Annotated in this window: 21 protein-coding genes; 12 read left to right on the top strand and 9 right to left on the bottom strand. The window is 68.2% G+C overall.

Annotation, left to right across the window (positions count from 1 at the left end; translation table 11 throughout):
• Positions 1–62: 62 nt before the first annotated feature.
• From AC1VVG_RS30125 to AC1VVG_RS30110, 4 genes are all read right to left on the bottom strand, one after another.
• Positions 63–452 carry a lysozyme inhibitor LprI family protein gene (locus AC1VVG_RS30125; RefSeq protein WP_034189366.1) on the bottom strand — a complete coding sequence of 130 codons (390 nt, stop codon included), beginning with the start codon at positions 450–452 and terminating at the stop codon, positions 63–65.
• Positions 453–504: 52 nt separating this feature from the next.
• Positions 505–1,269, bottom strand: a complete 765-nt coding sequence (locus tag AC1VVG_RS30120) for an N-acetylmuramoyl-L-alanine amidase family protein (RefSeq protein ID WP_059556810.1) — start codon at positions 1,267–1,269, stop codon at positions 505–507.
• Between the two features lie 124 nt (positions 1,270–1,393).
• Positions 1,394–3,013: an FAD-dependent oxidoreductase gene (locus AC1VVG_RS30115; protein WP_482837137.1), complete on the bottom strand. Its 1,620-nt coding sequence runs from the start codon at positions 3,011–3,013 to the stop codon at positions 1,394–1,396.
• Positions 3,013–4,527 (bottom strand): polyamine aminopropyltransferase, encoded by a 1,515-nt coding sequence (locus AC1VVG_RS30110; protein ID WP_482837135.1) that lies wholly within the window; start codon positions 4,525–4,527, stop codon positions 3,013–3,015. Before AC1VVG_RS30110 ends, AC1VVG_RS30115 begins: the two co-directional genes overlap by 1 nt.
• Before the next feature lie 121 nt (positions 4,528–4,648).
• Here AC1VVG_RS30110 and AC1VVG_RS30105 point away from each other — a divergent pair, with 121 nt between their 5' ends.
• Genes AC1VVG_RS30105 through AC1VVG_RS30080 form a run of 6 tightly spaced genes read left to right on the top strand, consistent with a single transcriptional unit; the run spans position 4,649 to position 8,559 of the window.
• Complete coding sequence (locus AC1VVG_RS30105; RefSeq protein ID WP_034189370.1) at positions 4,649–5,035, top strand: DUF350 domain-containing protein; 387 nt, start codon at positions 4,649–4,651, stop codon at positions 5,033–5,035.
• Between the two features lie 26 nt (positions 5,036–5,061).
• A complete protein-coding gene (locus AC1VVG_RS30100) occupies positions 5,062–6,114 on the top strand; it encodes an SPFH domain-containing protein (RefSeq protein WP_482837134.1) in 1,053 nt (350 codons plus the stop codon).
• Positions 6,115–6,123: 9 nt separating this feature from the next.
• On the top strand, positions 6,124–7,635 hold the full coding sequence (locus AC1VVG_RS30095) for a DUF4178 domain-containing protein (protein ID WP_482837132.1): 1,512 nt from the start codon (positions 6,124–6,126) through the stop codon (positions 7,633–7,635).
• Entirely contained in the window at positions 7,632–7,781 is a 150-nt protein-coding gene (locus tag AC1VVG_RS30090) for a hypothetical protein (RefSeq protein WP_155291822.1), read from the top strand. Before AC1VVG_RS30095 ends, AC1VVG_RS30090 begins: the two co-directional genes overlap by 4 nt.
• On the top strand, positions 7,778–8,161 hold the full coding sequence (gene speD / locus AC1VVG_RS30085; protein ID WP_049035595.1) for an adenosylmethionine decarboxylase: 384 nt from the start codon (positions 7,778–7,780) through the stop codon (positions 8,159–8,161). The genes AC1VVG_RS30090 and speD overlap by 4 nt, the downstream gene beginning before the upstream one ends.
• Before the next feature lie 44 nt (positions 8,162–8,205).
• Entirely contained in the window at positions 8,206–8,559 is a 354-nt protein-coding gene (locus tag AC1VVG_RS30080) for a hypothetical protein (protein ID WP_226252644.1), read from the top strand.
• A 208-nt stretch (positions 8,560–8,767) separates the two neighbouring features.
• On the opposite strand, the gene AC1VVG_RS30075 is transcribed toward AC1VVG_RS30080, so the two are convergent.
• Entirely contained in the window at positions 8,768–9,220 is a 453-nt protein-coding gene (locus AC1VVG_RS30075) for a type II toxin-antitoxin system RatA family toxin (RefSeq protein ID WP_034189375.1), read from the bottom strand.
• A 191-nt stretch (positions 9,221–9,411) separates the two neighbouring features.
• Here AC1VVG_RS30075 and AC1VVG_RS30070 point away from each other — a divergent pair, with 191 nt between their 5' ends.
• Complete coding sequence (locus AC1VVG_RS30070; protein ID WP_069706819.1) at positions 9,412–10,452, top strand: bifunctional nicotinamide-nucleotide adenylyltransferase/Nudix hydroxylase; 1,041 nt, start codon at positions 9,412–9,414, stop codon at positions 10,450–10,452.
• 73 nt (positions 10,453–10,525) lie between these two features.
• On the top strand, positions 10,526–11,959 hold the full coding sequence (locus AC1VVG_RS30065; RefSeq protein WP_124670271.1) for a nicotinate phosphoribosyltransferase: 1,434 nt from the start codon (positions 10,526–10,528) through the stop codon (positions 11,957–11,959).
• A 45-nt stretch (positions 11,960–12,004) separates the two neighbouring features.
• Here the strand turns inward: AC1VVG_RS30065 and AC1VVG_RS30060 are convergent, their stop codons facing one another.
• Positions 12,005–12,877, bottom strand: a complete 873-nt coding sequence (locus AC1VVG_RS30060) for an NmrA family NAD(P)-binding protein (RefSeq protein ID WP_482837128.1) — start codon at positions 12,875–12,877, stop codon at positions 12,005–12,007.
• Positions 12,878–13,054: 177 nt separating this feature from the next.
• Here AC1VVG_RS30060 and AC1VVG_RS30055 point away from each other — a divergent pair, with 177 nt between their 5' ends.
• The gene (locus AC1VVG_RS30055) at positions 13,055–13,963 is read left to right on the top strand and encodes a LysR family transcriptional regulator (protein WP_482837241.1); all 909 of its coding nucleotides are present in this window, start codon (positions 13,055–13,057) and stop codon (positions 13,961–13,963) included.
• Positions 13,964–13,978: 15 nt separating this feature from the next.
• Here AC1VVG_RS30055 and AC1VVG_RS30050 read toward each other — a convergent pair whose 3' ends face one another.
• On the bottom strand, positions 13,979–15,439 hold the full coding sequence (locus AC1VVG_RS30050) for an aminotransferase-like domain-containing protein (RefSeq protein ID WP_069706822.1): 1,461 nt from the start codon (positions 15,437–15,439) through the stop codon (positions 13,979–13,981).
• 126 nt (positions 15,440–15,565) lie between these two features.
• Here AC1VVG_RS30050 and AC1VVG_RS30045 point away from each other — a divergent pair, with 126 nt between their 5' ends.
• Positions 15,566–16,453, top strand: a complete 888-nt coding sequence (locus AC1VVG_RS30045; protein ID WP_482837127.1) for a DMT family transporter — start codon at positions 15,566–15,568, stop codon at positions 16,451–16,453.
• 42 nt (positions 16,454–16,495) lie between these two features.
• Here AC1VVG_RS30045 and lysA read toward each other — a convergent pair whose 3' ends face one another.
• Positions 16,496–17,734, bottom strand: a complete 1,239-nt coding sequence (lysA, locus tag AC1VVG_RS30040; protein ID WP_482837125.1) for a diaminopimelate decarboxylase — start codon at positions 17,732–17,734, stop codon at positions 16,496–16,498.
• A gap of 111 nt (positions 17,735–17,845) precedes the next feature.
• Here lysA and AC1VVG_RS30035 point away from each other — a divergent pair, with 111 nt between their 5' ends.
• Both AC1VVG_RS30035 and AC1VVG_RS30030 read left to right on the top strand, forming a co-directional pair.
• Positions 17,846–18,760, top strand: coding sequence for a LysR family transcriptional regulator (locus AC1VVG_RS30035; protein WP_059556801.1), 915 nt, complete (start codon positions 17,846–17,848; stop codon positions 18,758–18,760).
• A 56-nt stretch (positions 18,761–18,816) separates the two neighbouring features.
• A complete protein-coding gene (locus AC1VVG_RS30030; RefSeq protein ID WP_034189383.1) occupies positions 18,817–19,416 on the top strand; it encodes a GNAT family N-acetyltransferase in 600 nt (199 codons plus the stop codon).
• Between the two features lie 93 nt (positions 19,417–19,509).
• Here the strand turns inward: AC1VVG_RS30030 and AC1VVG_RS30025 are convergent, their stop codons facing one another.
• Complete coding sequence (locus AC1VVG_RS30025; RefSeq protein WP_049034712.1) at positions 19,510–20,079, bottom strand: DUF4142 domain-containing protein; 570 nt, start codon at positions 20,077–20,079, stop codon at positions 19,510–19,512.
• Between the last annotated feature and the right edge of the window lie 357 nt (positions 20,080–20,436).

Here is a 20,436-nt window from a genome sequence, read left to right as displayed (position 1 = left end):
CGTCGTGTCTTCCAAAGGCGGCGTGCCGCGACCTGCATGGCGGCACACCGCGTCCGACGAGCTTACTCGCCGAGCTTCGACGTCACGCACCCCGTGCTCGAGCATTCGCGCTCGCGCTCGCGCAGGAACGACAGCCGCGACTGCGTCATGTCGTTCGCGCACTGGATATCCACGAGGTAGCTGTTGTTGCGCGTTTCGCTGCACTGTGCATCGCGCTGCTTCAGCCACGCGAGCTGGCCGGCCTTCAGCGCGGCCTGCTGGTCGCCGCTCAGTTGCTTGCGCAGGCGACCGTACTCGTCGTTGAGATCGCGATCGGATTGCGAGAACTGCGTGCTGGTGCAGTACACCTGGTCGAACGCGCTGCGCGGCTTCCCGCAGCCAGCCGCCTGTGCGGCGAACGGAACGGCGAGCGCGAGCAGCGCGCAGGATGCGAACAGCGTCTTCTTTTTCATCGTGATGCTCCTGACTGGGTGAAAACCGTTGGGCCCGATGGGCGTTCATCGTTTATTGCGGCGTCGTGCACGCGTCGATCCCGCCCGCGATCGCGGCGGACAGGCGCTGGATCGTCTCGCGCCGCGCGAGCCGTGCCTCTTCGTCCGGATTGACGATCACGCCGGCTTCGACGAGCACGGCCGGAATCGGCGCGGTGCGCAGCACGACGAGATCGTCGAAGCGGTGGATGCCGAGTGACGGGTCGATCAGCGGGCGGTTTTCGCCGCGGATCGGCTGCGCGTGATACAGCGACGGCCGTTCGCCGGCCGCGACCAGGCGTTCGGCGATCGCCTTCGCGCAACGCAGGCTTTCCGCGTAGCGCGGATTGCGTTCCGACACGAACACCGAGAAGCCGCGGAATTCGCGCTGCCGGCCCGCGTCGATGAACTGCTGCTGCATCGAGTCGTGATGGATCGACACGAACAGGTTCGCATCCGGCGCCTGCGTCGAGCGTTGATCGAGCTTGATCTCGCGGCCGTCGGCCGACGTGCGCAGCACGCGGTCGCCGTGCGCGGCGAGCCTGTCGGCGACCGCGCCGGACAGGTCGAGGTTGTACAGGTATTCGACGCGGCCGCTCGCACCGGTGGAGCCGGGGTGCGCGGGCGTATGGCCGGTGTCGACGACGATGTAGCGCCCGGAGGCCGCCTCGGTGCCGGTGGTGCCTGCGGTGCCGGCCGCATGCAGCGCGGGCGGCGCGCCGAGCAGCGGGACGCACGCGAGCACGCGCGCGGCGGCGCGCACGAACGGGCGAAGGCGTCGATGGATTCGGTTCGTCATTGTTGTCGTCGCGGAGGGCATACGGTGCGTCGCACGCTGCGGCACCGTCGGCCTGCTCGATGCAGTCGGAATGTCGCGCGATTATAGCGTTTGGCGGCGGTACCGCAATGACGGACGGCGGTGGTCAGGCGAGCACGCGCCGGGCCGCTAGCATGCCCCAGTACGACGCTTCCTCGAACAGCGACAGCCCGGACAGGTCGGCATGCGCGAACACGACCGGGCCGTCGGCGTCGCGCAGCGCAAGGAGGCCCGGCCGGTTCAGGAAGCCGACGTCGGGTGTCGCCATCGCGTGGCCGCGCACGGTGATTTCGAGCGCCGTCGCATGCTTCCAGAGTTCGCGCCCGTAGACGGCCTGCAGGTCGATCGCGGCCTGTTCGCGCAACGCATCAGGCTTGGCGTCGGCAAGCCAGCGGCGCGTGTCGTCCGGCGTTTGCGTACTCAACGCCTGATAGGCGGAGAACACCGAGCGCGTCGGCGGCGACATCCGGATCAGCTGGTGGGTCGACACGACATAGCCGAGCGCCGCGCCGTCGTAGACGACGTTGTCCCACGCGAGCGGCACACCGGCCGCTTCGGCCGGCATGCCGTCGAGCAGGAAGTTGGAGACGAGCCAGGGCGCGCGCGGCGGCAGGTCGCGCGCGGGTTCGAAGCCATACGCGGCAAGCTGCGGAAACACGCGCGCCGCGACGAACAGCGGCATCGCGCAGACGACGCGCCGCGCTTTCAGCGTGAACGTCGACAGCGTGCCGTGCTCGCCCAGACGCGCGCACAGCACGTCGACGCCGCCCGCGCGCTCGGTCGCGCGCACCGCGAACCCTTCCCGTGACCACGCGTTCGAGCCGGTGCGTGCTGTGATCGAATCGCGCAGCTTCGTCACCATCGTGTGCAGCCCGTCGGGCCAGGTCAGCACTGCGCCGTCGCCCGCATCGCCCGCATGGCCGCCGCGCGACGAGAAATAATGGAGACCGGCCCAGGCCGATACATGCTCGTAGCCCGCGCCGTAGTCGTCGCGGCAGCAGTAGTTCAGGTACCAGTGCAGCGCCTTCGCGGTGTAGCCCTCGTCGAGCAGCCACTGGCGGAACGAACGCCGGTCGAGCGCGCGCCAGCGCGGGTCGCGCGACGATTCCGCGAGCGGGATGCAGAACACCTTGCGGCCGTCGGCGCCGCGCGCGGTGCGCAGGCCGTCCGTGTACGCGAAGAACTTCGCCTGCTGCGCGAGCGCGTCGGGGTCGAGGCCGGCGGTCGGCACGATGCCGTCCTGCCACTGGCCGGCGATGAAGAGCCGCTCGTCCGGCGCATGGACGAGCGCGCGTTCGTCGTACACCGGGCGGGCGGAGAACGGCGCGGATTCGATCACGCCGAGATCGGCGAGCATGTCGCGCAGGTGCGTGGATTCGAGCGACGGCAACGGCAGGTAGTGCGCGCCTTTGGGGTAGCCGAGTTCGCCGAAGCGCCCGCCGGCCGCATTGCCGCCGAATTCGGGCCCCGCGAGCACCGTGAAGCGCTTGTGGCCCGCGCGGGCGAGCTGCCATGCGCACGACAATCCGGCCGCGCCGGCGCCGAGGATCGCGACATCCGTGTCGATCGTGCCCGACGGCGGCGGCAGCGCGGCATGATCGCGCAACGCGTGGCCTTCGCGCATGCCGGGGTAGCCGACGCGCGGCGTCGTCTCGATCCAGCCGGTGCGGCCGCATGCGGCGAGCGACGCGGCCGCCGACGCAACGAGGAACGTGCGGCGGTCCATCAGCGCAGCACGTGTTTCCAGTCGTCGTCGAAGCGGCGCACGAGCGGCTGGTCGTTGAGTTCGTTCGGCGACATCGGCAGCGCCGGCATGTCGGCCGGGAAGTGGAACATCTCGGCGGCCGTCTGCGCATCGAGCCAGCGGGTCGGCACCGAGTAACGCGTCGGCACCGTGAAGTCGCGGCGCTTGCCGGCGATCACGAAGCCCCAGTCGCCGAACGACGGCACGTAGCAGTGGTACGGCCACGTGTTGAGCCCGGCTTCTTGCAGGGTCGCGATGATGGTCCAGTACGCGTGCGGCGCGAAGTACGGCGACGTCGACTGGATCACCGCATAGCCGTTCTCCGACAGGTGGCGCGCAAGCAGGCGGAACACCGGCACCGAATACAGGCGGCCGAGCCCGAAGTTGGTCGGATCGGGAAAGTCGACGACGATCGCGTCGTACACGTCGGCGTTCGATTCGAGCCAGCGTACCGCATCGTCGTTGATCACGCGCACGCGCGGATCCTTCAGCGAGCCCTGGTTCAGCCTGACGAGCGGCGCGGACGTCGAGAACAGCTTCGTCATCGCGGGGTCGAGATCGACGAGCGTGATCTGTTCGAGGTTGCGATGCTTGAGCAGTTCGCGCACGGCGAGCCCGTCGCCGCCGCCAAGCACGAGCACGCGCTTCGCCCACGGCAGCGCCTCGATCGCCGGATGGATCAGCGCTTCGTGATAGCGATGCTCGTCGCGCGACGAGAACTGCAGGTTGCCGTTCAGGTACAGCCGCAGGTCGTCGTGCCACTGCGTGAGCACGATGCGCTGGTACGGCGTCGTTTCCGAATAGATCGTCTCGTCGCCGTACACGCCGTGCTCGGCCCAGTGCGTGATGCGGTCCGACAGGGCGAAGCCGGCGACGAGCAGCCCGATCACGAGCGACGCGCGCATCAGCTTGCCGCGCACGTTGCGGATCTCGTCGCGGAACAGGTGTGTCGTCCACAGCGCGACGCATGCGTTCAGGAGGCCGAACAGGAAGCTCGTGCGCAGCAGGCCGAGGCGCGGCGCGAGCACGAGCGGAAAGATCAGCGACACGGCGAGCGAGCCGAGGTAGTCGAAGGTCAGCACTTCGCTGACGGTATGACGGAACGCCTGGCGCCGCTGCTGGAACGCACGCATCACGAGCGGGATCTCCATCCCGATCAGCAGGCCGAGCGCGAGCACGAGCGCGTAGAGCGCCGCGCGGAACGGCGCGGCGAGCCACGCGAATACCGCGAACAGCAGCGCGGCCGACACGCCGCCGAGCAGGCCGACGAGCAGCTCGATATCGACGAAGCGGTCGAGCACGTCGTCGTCCTCGACGAACTTCGCGAGCCACGAGCCGATCCCCATCGCGAACAGGTAGCAGCCGATCACCGACGAGAACTGCAGGATCGAATCGCCGAGCAGGTAGCTCGACAGCGCGCTGCTGATCAGTTCGTAGCCGAGCCCGCACGACGCGAGCACGAGAATCGACAGGACGAGCGCGCGCTTATGCAGCATGGCGCGTCCGTTGTGCAGCGATCGGCAATGTGGATATACTGGCGCGGAATTTTGACCGCTGGCCCCGCGCGGGCCGGCCGGCGACGGGGCGGCGAACCGAGCACAAAATCCGAGGGAAAGAATGAATAGTGCCTATCTCTATGCGGTTCATTTACTGTCGGCGTTCGTGCTGCTTCTTGTGTTCGCGGCAGTGTACCTGAAGGTCACCCCGTTCGACGAACTGGCGCTGATCCGCGACGGCAACGCGGCCGCGACGCTGTCGTTCGGCGGCGCGCTGATCGGTTTCTGTCTGACGCTCGCATCCAGCATCGCGCACAACTCGACGCTTGGCGAAGTCGTGGTCTGGGCCGTTGGCGCGATGATCGTGCAACTGATCACCTATGCGGCGCTGACGCGCCTGATGCCCGGCATGAATCATGCGATCGAGGATCGCAACATCGCGATGGGCGGCCTGATGGGCACCGCGTCGCTCGTCGTCGGCATCATCAATGCCGCCTGCCTGACCTGACGCGCCACGCGTCCGAGGAGACCGACATGAGTCTGGGTTCATTCATCCGCAAGCAGTTCATCGACGTCCTGCAATGGACGGAAGACACCGACGGCGTGCTGGCCTGGCGCTACCCGATGGAAGACCAGGAGATCCAGTACGGCGGCAAGCTGACCGTGCGCGAAACGCAGGTCGCGATCTTCGTCAACGAAGGCAAGGTGGCCGACGTGTTCCAGCCGGGGTTGTACACGCTGGAAACGAATACGCTGCCGGTGCTGACGTACCTGAAGAACTGGGACAATTTCTTTCAATCGCCTTTCAAGTCCGATGTCTACTTCTTCAGCACGCGCTTGCAGCTCGGCCGTCGTTGGGGCACCGCGCAGCCGGTGACGATCCGCGATCGCGAGTTCGGCTTCGTGCAACTGCGTGCGTTCGGGATCTACTCGTACCGGATCGTCGACGCGGCCGCGTTCCACCGCGAGGTGAGCGGCACGCGTGCGCAGTACACGGTCGACGATCTCGAGCAGCAGTTGCGCAACCTGGTCGTCACCGCGATGAGCACGACGTTCGGCTCGGCCGACGTGCCGTTCGTCGACATGGCCGCGAACCAGTCGCTGCTGTCGCAGCGCGTGGCCGAGGCGCTGGTGCCGGTGTTCACGCGCTACGGGCTCGCGCTCGACGCGTTCGCGGTGGAAAGCGTGTCGCTGCCGGCCGAGCTGCAGAAGGCGCTCGACCTGCGGATCGGCGCGGGGATGGCCGGCGATCTCGCACGCGCCACGCAATACCAGACGGCGCAGGCGATTCCGCTCGCCGCGCAGAACCCGGGCGGCATCGCCGGGGTCGGTGCGGGCCTGGCCGCCGGCGCGGCGATCGGGCAGGCGATGGCCGGCCAGATCGCGGGCGCCGCGCAACCGGCGCCGCCCGCACCGCCCGCACCGCCCGCACCGCCCGCACCGCCCGCGCCCGCCGCCGCGCCGGCAGAGGGCACCGACTACGTGCAGCGGCTCGAGCAGCTGAAGGCGCTGTTCGACAAGGGCCTCGTGACCGAAGACGAATATTCGCGCGCGAAGGCCGAGATCCTCGCGAAGCTCACCCGGTAAGCATCGCGCATGTTCAGTACCTCGTGCCCCCAGTGCGGCGCGCCGGTCGAGTTTCGCTCGGCGGCGGCCGTGATGGCCGTCTGCGCGTTCTGCCGCAGCACGCTGCTCAAGCGCGGCGCCGACGTCGAGCGGATCGGCGAGCTGGCTACCGTGATCGACGATGCGTCGCCGATCCAGATCGGTACGGCCGGGCGCTACGGCAAGCGTGCGTTCACGGTGCTCGGCCGCATCCAGATGACCTACGACGCCGGCGCGTGGAGCGAGTGGTACGTCGTGTTCGACGACGGCGCGTTCGGCTGGCTGTCGGATGCGTCGGGCCAGTACGCGGTCACGGTGCGCGAGCCCGACGATGCATCCGGCGGCGCATGGCCTGCGTTCGGCACGCTCGAGCCGGGCATGCGGATCGACCACGGCGGCCGGGCGTATCTCGTGTCCGACGTGCGTACCGCGCGTTGCACGGGCGGCGACGGCGAATTGCCGTTTCGCGTCGATGCCGGCTGGGAGGCGCGCGTCGTCGACCTGCGGACCGGCAACGCATTCGCGACCTACGACTATTCCGACGCCGATTCGAACGGCGGCAGTCCGGCCGTCTATACGGGCGAAGCGCTGGAATTCGATGCGCTCGCATTCACCGGGCTGCGCGATACCGAATACGACACGCGCGAGAAGCGCGGCGCGGAGATGGTGCCGTTCGCGTGCCCGAGCTGCGGCGCGCCGCTGACGTATCTGCCGAACGTGGCCGACTACGTCGTGTGCGGCAGTTGCCACGCGGGCGTGCAATGCACGGCCGAGCAGCAGACCGTGTTCGCCGCGCAGCGCAAGCTCGATGCGGTGAAGGGCGCGCTGGAGCTCGGCGCGATCGGCACGTTCGACGGCGTGAAGTACACGGTGATCGGCATGATGCGGTGCCGCGTGCCGGGCGACGCCGAGACCTGGGACGAATACCTGCTGCTGAACCCGAAGCGCGGCTTCCTGTGGCTCGTGCAGAGCGAAGGGCGCTGGGAGCGCGTGCAGGTGCTCGACCAATGGCCGACGATCGGCGGCGAGTCCGACGTGATCGACGGCGGCAAGACCTACCGGCTGCGCGAGGCATACGACTCGGAGGTCGTCTACGTGGTCGGTGCGTTCAACTGGCGCGTGCAGGTGGGCGATCGCACGTCGATCGTCGACTATGGCTGGCAGAAGGACAAGCTGACGCGCGAGCGCAGCGACGCGGAAATCGTCTGGTCGCGCGCACGGCCGCTGTCGGGCAGCGCGCTTGCCGAACGTTTCGGCACGCCGGCGCTGGCGACGGCGGCGGCCGCTTCAGGCGCGGCCGCATCGACGGGCCTGTTCGGCGGAAAGGGTCCGCACAGTTTCGCGCCGCTGCCGTGGGTGTTCAGCGCATTGCTCGTGATCTTCAACATGGGATCGCTGTTCGCGTTCAGCGGCCGTACCGTCTACGTGCTGATCGGCCTGCTGGTGCTGTGGCTGCCGGAATGGCTGTGGAAGGGTTTTGCGTCGGACGGGGGCCAGTCGTGATCCGGTACATCCTCTACGGCATCTACGGCCTGATCGTCGTCACGCTGTTCAGCTGCGCATCGATCGGCGGCAGCGGGTCGGGCGGCAGCGGCTGGGGCAGTTCGTCGGCCCGCAGCGGCTACTCGTCGTACGGGTCGCACAAATGACCGCGCGCGACGGAATCGAGCCTCCGCGCGCGACGCTCGGCTCGCACGTGCTGGCCGACCTGGCCGGCGCCGACGCGGCGTTGCTGCGCGACGCGGCACGGCTCGAAGCGATCCTCACCGACGCCGCGCAACGGGCCGGCGCGCGCGTGATCGGCGCGCATTTCCATCACTTCGGCGGCGCGCACGGCGTGACGGGGGTCGTGCTGCTCGCCGAATCGCACATCACGATCCATACGTGGCCCGAGCATCGCTTCGCGGCCGTCGATGCGTTCATGTGCGGCGCGGCGCGCGCGGCCGAAGCCGTCGACGCGATCGCCGCGGCGCTCGGCACGCACGCGCAGGTCCGTCAGCAGGTGGCGCGTGGCGGGGCGTTGACCTGAAAGGGCGTTGCCCAACCGTTATCGACATGCTCATAAGAACCGGAATGACCGCATCGATCGGCCTGGCCTGCTTCGTTGGCAACGTTGCCGCGCAGTCGCCGCCAAAACCGCCCGGGCCGGTCGTGATGATCCACTTCGACTACGACGCGAAGGACGACGCGCGCCTTCACCGGCTCGAGCAACGGCTCGATCGCGCGGTGCGGCGGGCGGGGGCCGGTGAACTCGGCGAGACCGAGCTCCATCGCGACGGCAACGACGGTTACCTGTATTTCCATGGCGCCAGCGCCGACCGCCTGTACGCGATCGCGCGCCCGATCCTGAAATCGTCAGGATGGCTGACCGGAATGGAAGTGACGTTGCGCCGCGAATCGGGCACCGAAGCGTTCGTGACGCGCTAGCGGTCGAACCGGAACGTCGACACGCGGTACAGGGTCGCGGCCGGCGTGAGAACAACGCAAATGCCGAACACGATCATCTCCTCATCAGGTGGGCCGACGGCTGTCACGCGGCCGTCATGTGACGTTGCCGCACGCGGTTCGGGATATCGGGCTCCCCGGATCGTGTTCGTGTCGATACCGTGACAGGGCGCGTGCGCGGCTCCCGCGGTCAGTGCGGCAGCGCTTCGGCTTCGGCCCAGCGCTTGAACGAATCGAGACGCCGGCGCGTCTGCACGAGATAGAACGCACCGATCAGCGGTTCGAGCAGCCAGCGCAGCCAGGACGGCTGCGCGCGGAAGTTGTACGTGAACTTCACCTCGGTCGACCCGGGCGTGTGTTCGGTGAAGTTCCAGCTGCCGCTGAAGCGTTCGAGCACCTTCGGCCCTTCGACCATTTCGACGGCGGCGACCTGCGGCGGACGGTACGAGATGTAGCGCGACACCATCGTCGCGCCCGACTGGCTGCGGCAGAATGCGTCGACGCCCACGTTGGCCGTGGTCCCGTCGAGCAGGTAGGCGTCGGTGAGGAAGCTGTCCCACACGAGCCGCCGCGCATAATCCTGCGACCACGTGAAGAGGCGCCTGCGATCGACGCCGACGGTCCGGCTGACTGAGATCCTCATGATGGCGGGCGCGAAGGCGTGGATTGGGATGCAATCGAGTGTACCCCGCCAATAACCTGCGTTTCGTCATACTTCGTCAAGTCGAGCATGCGCTCGACTGCGTGTGATTGACGCACCTCGGGATTTCCCCTAGGATTCATTCCAACCCTTCGGGACAGACCCGGAGCGTTTCAATCTCTTGAGGGAGCCTCATGAGTACGCAACAGAACCGGCGCTTCGACGCGCTCGTTTTCATTGGTCGTTTCCAGCCTCCACATCGTGGTCACCTGAACGTGCTGAAGTCGGCACTGAGCCGGGCCGAGCGCGTGTGCGTGCTGGTCGGGTCGACCGACAAGCCCCGCACCATCAAGGATCCGTTTTCGTTCGACGAGCGCCGGCAGATGCTGGCTTCGCTGCTCGACGCGTCCGAGCGCGACCGCGTGACGATCGCGCCGCTGCAGGATTCGACGTACAACGACGGCGACTGGGTGCGCTGGGTGCAGGAGGCCGTGGCCGTCACGCTCGGCGATGTCGCGCAGCGCAAGGTCGGGCTGATCGGCCACGAGAAGGACGCCACGTCGTATTACCTGCGGATGTTCCCGCAATGGGAGCTCGTCGACGTCGATGCGACGGAAGACATTTCCGCCACCGAGATCCGCGACCAGTATTTCGCCGAACGCACCAACAGCTTCGTGCAGTGGGCCGTGCCGGAACCCGTGTTCGGCTGGCTCGAGCGCTTTCGCACGCAGCCGGAATTCGCGCAGCTGAAGTCGGAAGCCGAATTCATCGCCGCGTATCGCAAGGCGTGGGCGGCCGCACCGTATCCCGTCACGTTCGTGACGGTCGACGCGGTGGTCGTGCACTCGGGCCACATCCTGCTGGTGCGTCGCCGCAGCGAGCCGGGGCGCGGCCTGTGGGCACTGCCGGGCGGGTTCGTGAACCAGGACGAGCGGCTCGACGCGGCCTGCATCCGCGAGCTGCGCGAGGAAACCGGCCTCAAACTGCCCGAGCCCGTGCTGCGCGGCTCGATCAAGGATCGCCAGGTATTCGATCATCCGACGCGCTCGCTGCGCGGCCGGACGATCACGCACGCATGCCTGTTCAACTTCCCGACCGGCGAGCTGCCGCGCGTGAAAGGCAGCGACGACGCCGACAAGGCGCGCTGGGTGCCGCTCAACGAGTTCGCGCAGATGCGCAACGTGATGTTCGAGGATCACTTCGACATCGCGTACCACTTCCTGGGGAAGCTGTGATCCGCTGATTCCCCGCATTCCGTCCGCCGCGACAGACGCGGCGGCACTTCAACGGCCTAGAGGAGCTCTAGCCATGCAAAACGATCCCGGCGGCTTTGCCGCGGTTCTCGCCAATCCGATTCTCAATACGGATTCCTACAAGGCTTCCCACTTCCTGCAGTATCCGCCCGATGCGTCGGCGATGTTCTCGTACGTCGAATCGCGCGGCGGCCGATACGACCGCACGGTGTTCTTCGGCCTGCAGATGCTGCTGAAGGAATATCTGTGCAAGCCGGTCACGCCCGCGATGATCGACGACGCACGCGATTTCTTCGCGGTACACGGCGAGCCGTTCAACGAAGCCGGGTGGCGTTACATCGTCGAACGCTACGACGGCTACCTGCCGGTGAAGATCCGCGCGGTGCCCGAGGGCGCGGTGGTGCCGGTGCACAACGTGCTGATGACCGTCGAATGCGACGATCCGCGGGTGTTCTGGCTCGCGTCGTATCTCGAGACGATGCTGCTGCGCATCTGGTATCCGGTGACGGTCGCGACGCGCAGCTGGCACCTGCGGCAGACGATTCGCCGCTTCCTCGAAAAGACCGACGACGATCTCGCGCAACTGCCGTTCAAGCTGCACGACTTCGGCGCGCGCGGCGTATCGAGCGCGGAATCGGCCGCGATCGGCGGCGCCGCACACCTCGTGAACTTCATGGGCTCGGACACGGTGCTCGGCGTGCTGGCCGCGAACCGCTTCTATCGCGAGCCGATGGCCGCGTACTCGGTGCCGGCCGCGGAGCACAGCACGATCACGTCGTGGGGCCGTGACGGCGAGGCCGATGCGTATCGCAACATGATCCGCCGCTTCGGGTTGCCCGGTGCAATCGTGTCGGTCGTGTCGGATTCCTACGATCTGTTCGCCGCGCTCGATCTGTGGGGCGGCGAACTGCGGCAGGCCGTGATCGATTCGGGGGCGACGCTCGTCGTGCGGCCGGATTCGGGCGATCCCGTGACGATCGTGCTGCAGACCGTGCGCGCGCTCGACGCGTCGTTCGGTTCGACCGTAAACGGCAAGGGGCGTCGCGTGCTGAATCGCGTGCGCGTGATTCAGGGCGACGGTGTCGACGAGGCGTCGATCGAAGCGATCCTGACGGCGCTTGACGACGCGGGCTATGCGGCCGGCAACGTCGTGTTCGGCATGGGCGGCGCGCTGTTGCAGCAGGTGAACCGCGATACGCAGCGCTTCGCGATGAAGTGCTCGGCGGTCCGGCGCGGCGGCGTGTGGCACGACGTTCGCAAGGATCCGGTCACCGACCAGGGCAAGCGTTCGAAGCAGGGGCGGCTCACGCTGCTGCGCAATCGGCGCACCGGCGAGTATCGGACCGTGACGCTGCCCGTCGCGTGGGACGACCGCATGCTGGAAGGCGAGTGGGACGACGCGCTCGAGACCGTGTTCGATACGGGGCGGCTGCTCGTCGATACGACGTTTGCCGAGGTGCGCGCGCGGGCGCATGCGGGCGAGGCGTAACCGACGGCGGGCGCGGCAAGGCCGCCGGGCCCGCCGGCGCTCCGTTTACGCTTCGTCGGCGCGGGCGACGAGCCGGCGCAGCACGGCGTCGGCGTCGATTTCGCCTCGAACGACATCCGCGCGCGCCGACTCGAAATCGATCCAGCCCTCGTTGAATCCGTCGAGCATGCGCATGCGAGGTTCGGGGTAACGCATGTGCTGCGCATCGAACAGCGCCGCCCATGTGTCGCGCGGCACGGCTTCGGCGTGCACCGGGCGCCCGAGCACGCGGGCAAATGCGGCCGCGAGGTCGTTCGGGCTGACGCGGCGAGGCCCTTCGAGCTCGACGACGCGTGTGCCGGTCCATTCGTCCTGCATCAGCGCGGCCGCGGTCCGGCCGACGTCGTCGGTCGCCACCATCGGCACCGGTTTGTCGAGCGGCTGGAGAAAACTGTGGACGACACCGGTGTCCCGGGCGGTCGCGACGTCCCAGGCGGCATTCTCGAGGAACCACGCGGGACGCAGGAACGCGACGGGCAACGGCAAATCGGCGAATGCCTGCTCGATCATCGTCAACTGCGTCAGCAGATTCACCTGTGTCGCCTGCGCGCCGATCGTCGACAGGCAGACGACCTTGCGCGGACGCGCCGCCCGCAACGCCGTGCCGACGGCATCGATGACGGCGCGCGTTTCGGGGAACCCCGGAGACGGATCGAAGCACGGCGGCAGCAGGACGAAGACGCCGTCCGTGTTCGCGAAGGCCGCCGTCAGCGCGGCGGCGTCGGTCATGTCGGCAACCGCGACCTCGCAACCGCGCTCGGTCCACGGTGCGGCGCGGTGTGCGGCGCGCGCGACCGCGCGTACGGTTTGGCCGGAGGCGAGCAGCGTTCGGGCGAGCGCGCCGCCGACCTGCCCGGTGATACCGGTAATGGCATACATGGTTCGACATCCTCATCGAGAAGGGAGCGGGCGCACCGATTCGGTCGGGCGCCGGGACTGCATCCGGCGTTCGGACTTGCCGTCGCGATGCATCGGGTTGCATGATAGGGACTGGCGATTCCTGATGGAATCGAATTCATGTCATTGGATTGGTGATCTTGAGTCATGAGTGAAATCATGGGTATCGACGGGCGCATTCTGGCGAACGTGAGCGTGTTGGCCGCGATCGTCGAAAGCGGCAGTTTCGCGCGCGCGGCCGACGCACTCGGCCTGTCGCCCTCCGGGGTCAGCCGGGCCGTGGGGCGGCTCGAGGCACGCGTCGGCGTGCGGCTGCTCGATCGCACGACGCGGTCGGTCACGCTGACGGACGAAGGGCGCCGGCTGTACGAAGAGATCGGCCCGCTGCTTGCCGGCATCGGCGATGCGCTCACGCTGGCCGCCGGTTCGGCCGCCGCCGTGCGCGGCAGGTTGCGCGTGAACGTCGATGCGTATTTCTCGCGGCGGATGCTGGCGCCGCATCTTCCGGCGTTCCTGGCGCGCCATCCCGATCTGTCGCTGGAACTGGCGGCGCGCGAGCAACTCGGCGACCTGGTCGCCGACGGATTCGACGTGGCGGTGCGGTTCGGCGAGCCGCCCTCGTCGTCGCTGGTGGCGCGCAAACTGCTGGAAACCCGTGCGCTGACGGTCGCTTCACCCGCTTACGTGAAGCGGCACGGCCGTCCCGTGGCGCCGGCCGATCTTGCCGGCCATGCGTGCATCCAGATGCGCAATACGCTGACCGGTCAGCCGCTCGAATGGGTCTATCGGCTGGGGCGCAAGCGCGTGCCGGTCAAGACGGCGGGCCGGCTGCTCGTCAACGACGCCGGCACGATGCTCGGCGCGTGCCTGGCCGGTGTGGGTGTCGCGCGTTTCAAGGCGAGCGGGGTGGCGGGCCTGATCGAGCAGGGGCGGCTCGTCGAGCTGCTCGCGGATTGGCGCGGCGAGTCGTTTCCGCTGTTTGCCTACTATCCGTCGCGTCACCTGCCGCCCGCAAAGGTGCGGGCGTTCGTCGATTTCGTCGCGGAGATCGTGGCGGCCGGCCCTTAGCGTGCCCGCCTGCCGTCAACGCGGGCCGGCAACCGGCCGTGCGATCGCGTGCGCCGCCGAACGCGTTGCGTCCATCGCCCGCGCAAGCGCATCGAACACGGCGGGCCCCTTGCAGCGCGATACGTTGAAGCGCAGGTACGACGTCGCGCCGTGCGACGGACTGAACACGTTGCCGGGCGCGAGCACCACGTCGTGATCCAGCGCGTGGCGCGCCACGCGCGCGCCATCGAGCCCGTCGGGCAGTTCCGCCCACACGAACAGGCCGCCGCGCGGCTCCGTCCAGATGCCGAGCCCGGCCCGTGTGAGGCGCCGGATCGTTTCGCCCATCGCATCCGCGAGACGCGCGTGCAGGCTGTCGAGATGGCGCCGGTACGTGCCGTCGATCAGCAGCCGGTGCACCACGTTCGCGCCGATCTGCGCGTTGCCGAACGACGTCGCGAGCTTCAGGTCGACGAGCGCGTCGATCCATTCCGGGCGCGCGGCGACGTAGCCGCAGCGGATCGCGGCCGACAGCGTCTTCGAGAAGCTGCCGATCGACACGACGCGCGACAGCCCGTCGAATGCCGCGAGGCGCGGCGCGGGCGTGCTTTCGAAATCCGCGAAGATGTCGTCCTCGACGATCAGCAGCCCGTGCTCGGCCGCGAGCGTCAGCAGCCGGTGCGCGACGGGCGGCGCGAGCGTCGCGCCGGTCGGGTTGTGCAGCGCCGCGTTGGTGATGTACAGGCGCGGGCGATGCTCGGCGAGCACCTGCTCGAAGCGCCCGAGATCGGGGCCGGTCGGCGTGTACGGGACGCTGACGATCCGTGCGCGGTGCGCGCGCAGCAGCGCCTGGAAATTGAAGTAGCACGGATCGTCGAGCACGACCGTGTCGCCGGGTTCCAGCAGCAGGCGGCACACGAGATCGAGCGCATGCGTGCCGCCGTCGGTCAGCATGATCTGCGTGGGCTCTGCATGGACACCGTGCTGCGCGAGCCGCCACGTGAGCTGCTGGCGCAGCGCGGGCAGACCGAGCGGCGTCGCGTAGTCGGTCAGCGCGTCGGCGTCGTCGCGCGACACGGCGCGCAGCGCACGGCGCAGGCTCTCGTCCGGCAGCCACGACGACGGCAGCCAGCCGCAGCCGGGCTTCACCGAGGTCGGCGCCGCTTCGAGCGACTGGCGCGACAGCCACAGCGGATCGAGTTCGCGATCGAGGCGCGGGCCGAGATCGGCGAGCGCGAGCGGCGGCGCGTGGCCCGACACGTAGAAGCCCGAACCGCGCCGCGCAATCAGCACGCCTTCGCTCGCGAGCCGCTCGTACGCATCGACGACCGTCGATTTCGATACCCCCAGACTGTCGGCCATCATCCGGATCGACGGCACGCGCGCGCCGGGCATCAGCGCGCGGCTCGCGATGCGCGCGTGCAAGGTATCCATCACGGTTTCGACGCGTGTACGCGACGCCGCGGGCGGAACGGGAGACGGGGCGACCTGGCTCATGGCGAAAAAAGAACTGTACGGCCGGTTGTCCAGTACAGTTCGTCCGGATTGTATTGGGCTGTAGCTTACGCGCTTTTCGCGGGCGGCGGATCATCGGTGATCTACTTTTCCCGTTCAGGATTTCCCGTGCAAAAGACGACCGACGGATGGCTCAGCGGCCTGCTGGGCGTGATCATCTTCAGTGGCTCGCTGCCTGCGACGCGTATCGCGGTGCAGGGGCTCGATCCGCTGTTCCTCACGTTCGCGCGGGCGACGATCGCCGGTGCGCTCGGCCTGCTGCTGCTCGCCGTGCTGAAGCAGCGGCGGCCGACGCATGCCGAGATCGTGTCGCTGGCCGTCGTCGCGCTCGGCGTCGTGGTCGGTTTTCCGTTATTGACGGCGCTCGCGCTGAAGCATGTCACGTCGGCGCACGCGATCGTGTTCGTCGGCCTGCTGCCGCTGGCAACCGCGTTGTTCGGCGTATGGCGCGGCGGCGAGCGGCCGCGGTTGCCGTTCTGGATCTTCTCGATCGTCGGCAGCGGCGCGGTGGCCGCGTTTGCGCTGCGCAACGGCGGGCAGGCGTCGGTCGTCGGCGATGCGCTGATGCTGGCGGCGATCGTCGCGTGCGGGCTCGGCTACGCGGAAGGCGCGCGCCTGTCGCGCCAGCTCGGCGGCTGGCAGGTGATCTCGTGGGCGCTCGTGCTGTCGCTGCCGCTGATGGGGCCGCTCGCGTGGTTCACGTGGCCCGCGTCGTTCGACGCCGTCGATGCCGCCGCGTTGTGGGGGCTCGCGTACGTGTCGCTGTTCAGCATGCTGATCGGCTTCGTGTTCTGGTATCGCGGGCTCGCGCTCGGCGGGATCGCCGGTGTCGGCCAACTGCAGTTGCTGCAGCCGTTCTTCGGTTTCCTGCTGGCGGCCGGCCTGCTGCACGAAACGGTGCCGCCGTCGATGATCGTCGTGACGGTGGTCGTGGTCGGCTGCGTGGCGGGCGCGAAGTATTTCTCGAAGATGGCGCCCGTGCGGCGCACGGGGTGATCGAGGCGCGCGGGCGCGCGCCCCGTCCCGCGATGCGCGGCGTTATTCGAACGTCTCGAGTGCGAGCAGTTCCTCGATCGTTTGCCGGCGCCGGATCAGTCGCGGCGTGCCGTGATCGACGAGCACTTCCGGCGCGAGCGGCCGGCTGTTGTAGTTCGAGGACATCGACGCGCCGTATGCGCCCGCATCGTGCAGGAACAGCAGGTCGCCGATCTGCGGCTGCGGCAGCTTGCGGTGCGTGACCACGCCGCCCGCGTCCTGCGTGAACACGTCGCCGGATTCGCACAGCGGGCCCGCGATCGCCAGATCGACGGCCGGGCGGCCGGCCGGCAGCGTGCCGTCGTGCGCGTGCACGGACACCGCGTGATAGCTGCCGTACATCGACGGCCGCATCAGGTCGTTGAAGCCCGCGTCGATCAGCACGAAATCGTGCTTCGGCCGGCGGTTCACGGCCTGCACTTCGGTGACGAGCGTGCCGGCTTCCGCGACGAGGAAGCGGCCCGGTTCGATCTCGATGCGCACCGGGTGGCCGAGGTGCCGCTCGATCCGCTTGCGGGCGGCGTCCCACTGGCTGAAGTAGTGACCGACGTCGACGCGCGGTTCGCCGTCGCGATACGGGATCGACAGGCCGCCGCCGGCCGAGATCGCGTCGATGTCGTGGCCGAGCGACGTGACGAGATCGACCATCGCATCGCACACCTGCGACAGGTGGCCGTAGTCGACACCCGAGCCGATGTGCATGTGGATGCCGACGAGCGTCAGCCCGTACTGGCGCACGATCTCGATCGCGCGCGGCACGTCGTCGATCCAGATGCCGTGCTTGCTCTGCGGGCCGCCGGTGTTGGTCTTGTTGCTGTGGCCGTGGCCGAAGCCGGGATTGACGCGCAGCCACACGCGGTGGCCCGGCGCGTGCTCGCCGATGCGCGCGAGCATGTCGAGCGAACCGGCGTTGACGGTTACGCCGTGCTTGAGCACGGCCGCGAGCGTCGGGCGGTCGATCAGGTCGGCCGTGAACACGACGCCTTCCGGTTCGCCGGCCGGGCTGAAGCCCGCCGCGAGGCTGCGTTCGATCTCGCCGAGCGACACGGCGTCGACGCACGCGCCTTCCTCGCGCATCAGCTTCAAGATATGGACGTTCGAGTTCGCCTTCTGCGCGTAGCGGATCACGTCGAACTGGCGCAGTTGGGCAATGCGGTCGCGGATGACGTCGGCGTCGTACACCCACAGCGGGGTGCCGTATTGCTGCGCGAGCGTCGCGAGCTGGCGGGAATCGAGTGACATATGGTGGATGAATCGGATCGAATGAACGGATAGCGTGGATGATGCACCCGATCGTCTATACAGTAAAATGCCTGTTTTTAGATGTTCGATTCATTTCTGATATAGATAGTCATGCTCACGCACCGTCACATCGAGGTATTCCGCGCGCTGATGGTCACCGGCAGCACGACGCGCGCGGCCGAGATGCTGTACACGTCGCAGCCGACGATCAGCCGCGAACTCGCGCGGATGGAGCAGGTCGTCGGCTTCGCGCTGTTCGAGCGCGCGCATGGCCGGCTGCGGCCGACGATGGCCGCGCTCACGCTGTTCGACGACGTGCGGCTCGCGTATGTGGGGCTCGAACGCGTCGCGGCGACGGCCGCGCGCCTGCGCGAGTTTCGCGACGGCCAGCTGTCGGTGATCGCGCTGCCGGCGTTTGCGCACGCGATCCTGCCCGGCGCGGCCCGCCGTTTTCACGGCGCGCATGCGGGTGTCAGCCTGTCGGTCGAAACGCAGGAATCGCCGATGCTCGAAGAGTGGCTGACCGCGCAGCGTTACGACCTGGGGCTGACCGAGCACGACGTCGCGCCGGCCGGCACCGTGCTCACGCCGCTGCTCGAAGTCGATGAAGTATGCGTGCTGCCCGACGGTCACCCGCTGCTCGCGCAGGACGCGATCGACCTGCTGGATCTCGCCGATCGACCGTTCGTGAGCCTGTCGCTGAACGATCCGTACCGCATCCTGATCGACGAGGCGTTCGCGCAACTCGGCGTCGCGCCGCGCTCGGTGGTCGACACGCCGTCGGCCGTATCGGTGTGCGCATTCGTGCGGCAGGGGCTCGGCGCCGCGATCGTCAATCCGCTGACCGCGCTCGATTTCGTCGGGCGCGACCTGCACGTGCGGCCGCTCACGCGATCGTTTCCGTACCGCGTCAGCATGATCGTGCCCGAGCACCGGCCGAAGAATCTGCTCGTCGATGCGTTCGCCGATGCGCTGCGCGGCGAGGCGAAGGCCATCCGCAGGCGGCTGGCCGCGCACCTCGGCTAGCGGCCCCGTATGATGGGCGTTTCGCCGCCATCGTCCTCGTTTCCCGGAATCTCGCCATGACCGCCGCATCGTCTTCCCTCGAACCACCGACCCTCCGCGGCGAGCGCGTCGTCCTGCGGCCGCTCGATGCATCCGACCGGCAGGCGCTGCTCGATGCCGCCGCCGACGGCGAGTTGTGGAACCTGACGGTCACGGTCGTGCCGGGCGCGGGGACGATCGACGCGTATATCGATACCGCATTGCAGGGGCGCGCGGCCGGCACCGTGATGCCGTTCGTGATCGTCGATCGCGCATCGGGCCGCGTGATCGGCAGCACGCGCTTCTGGAAGATCGACCGCAAGAATCGCAAGCTCGAGATCGGTCATACGTGGTTGAGCGAATCGGCGCAGCGCACGCGTGCGAATACCGAGGCGAAGTGGCTGCTGCTGGCGTATGCGTTCGACACGCTGCACTGTGTGCGCGTGCAGTTCACGACCGACGAGCTGAACGAGAAATCGCGCGCGGCGATCCTGCGGATCGGCGCGAAACAGGAGGGCATCGTGCGTCACGAACGGATCATGCCGGATGGCCGCAAGCGCAATTCGGTGCGCTTCAGCATCATCGACGACGAATGGCCGGAAGTGAGCGCGCGGCTGGTGGCGAAGCTCGCGAGCTGACGCGTGACGTGCGTCGCGCCGCCGGCGGGAGCGGCGGCAGCGCGACGACGGGGGAAGTGGTGTGCCGCGCGCGAGGCGCGGCGCTGTATCGCGTTACTGCGCCGAAGCGAGGTGATGACGCTGCGCGAGCTTCTGCGCGTCCGCGTAGTGCGCCTGCAGAATCGGCAGCGACTGGCGTGCGACTTCCTTCAGCTTCGTGTCGCGGCCCGAGGCGATTTCGGCCTGGAATGCCGAGATCGCCTTCTGCTGGCCCGCGAGCGCGACCTGCTCGATGTATGCCTTGTCGAACTCGGCGCCGCGCAGGTTCTTGATGCTGCTCAGCACGGCCGTGTCGGGGTCGTTGGCCGGCACGTCGACGCCGCGCGGGCTCGCCGCGCGCATCGCCTGGATGATCTTTTCATCGTCGGTCGACACGCGTTGCGCGAATGCCTTGACCTGGCTGTCCGACGTGCGCGAATCGGCGATGCGCGCCGCGTCGTGCTGCGTCGACACGGTCTTCGTGCCGTCGGTGATGAAGGCCTGGTCGGCTTCGTGGATGCGCGTCGCGGCGGCGGCCGGCGCAGCCGGTGCCGGTTGCGCGGTTTGCGCGGTCGCCGTCACGGCGACGAGAAGCAGGCCAGCGGCAGACAAAGCAAGGCGCGAGATGGGGGGAAAGCGGTTCATGAGGACCTCCTGTCAATCGGGGCTCTGGTTGAAAAACGGATCACGTGATCCGTCGCTGTGCGAGAGACCGGGCGCGCCCGGACCGGATTCGACAACCGCTCTGCCGCGGCGCCGGTCGAAGTGTTTCCCGGCCCGACTGATTCTAGGAGGGCGGTCGGGTAGCAGGTGCAACCGCGATGTGGCTTGTGTAACGGTTGGTAAGACGAAACGATGCGCGCGCCGGCGGACAGGTAGTGCGTACCTGATGCCCCTGCGGCGGCGGCAATTTTTGCGTGCGCGTGACGCATGCGATGCATGGGACGCACGCGCGTGTCATCGGTGGTTGAGCGTCGTGCTGTCGGGTCGCGCATGCGATGC

The sequence above is a fragment of the Burkholderia sp. L-4 genome, assembly GCF_056856535.1.
Note: the sequence above shows the minus strand (reverse complement) of the source record. Positions and strands in the feature narration are given on the sequence as shown.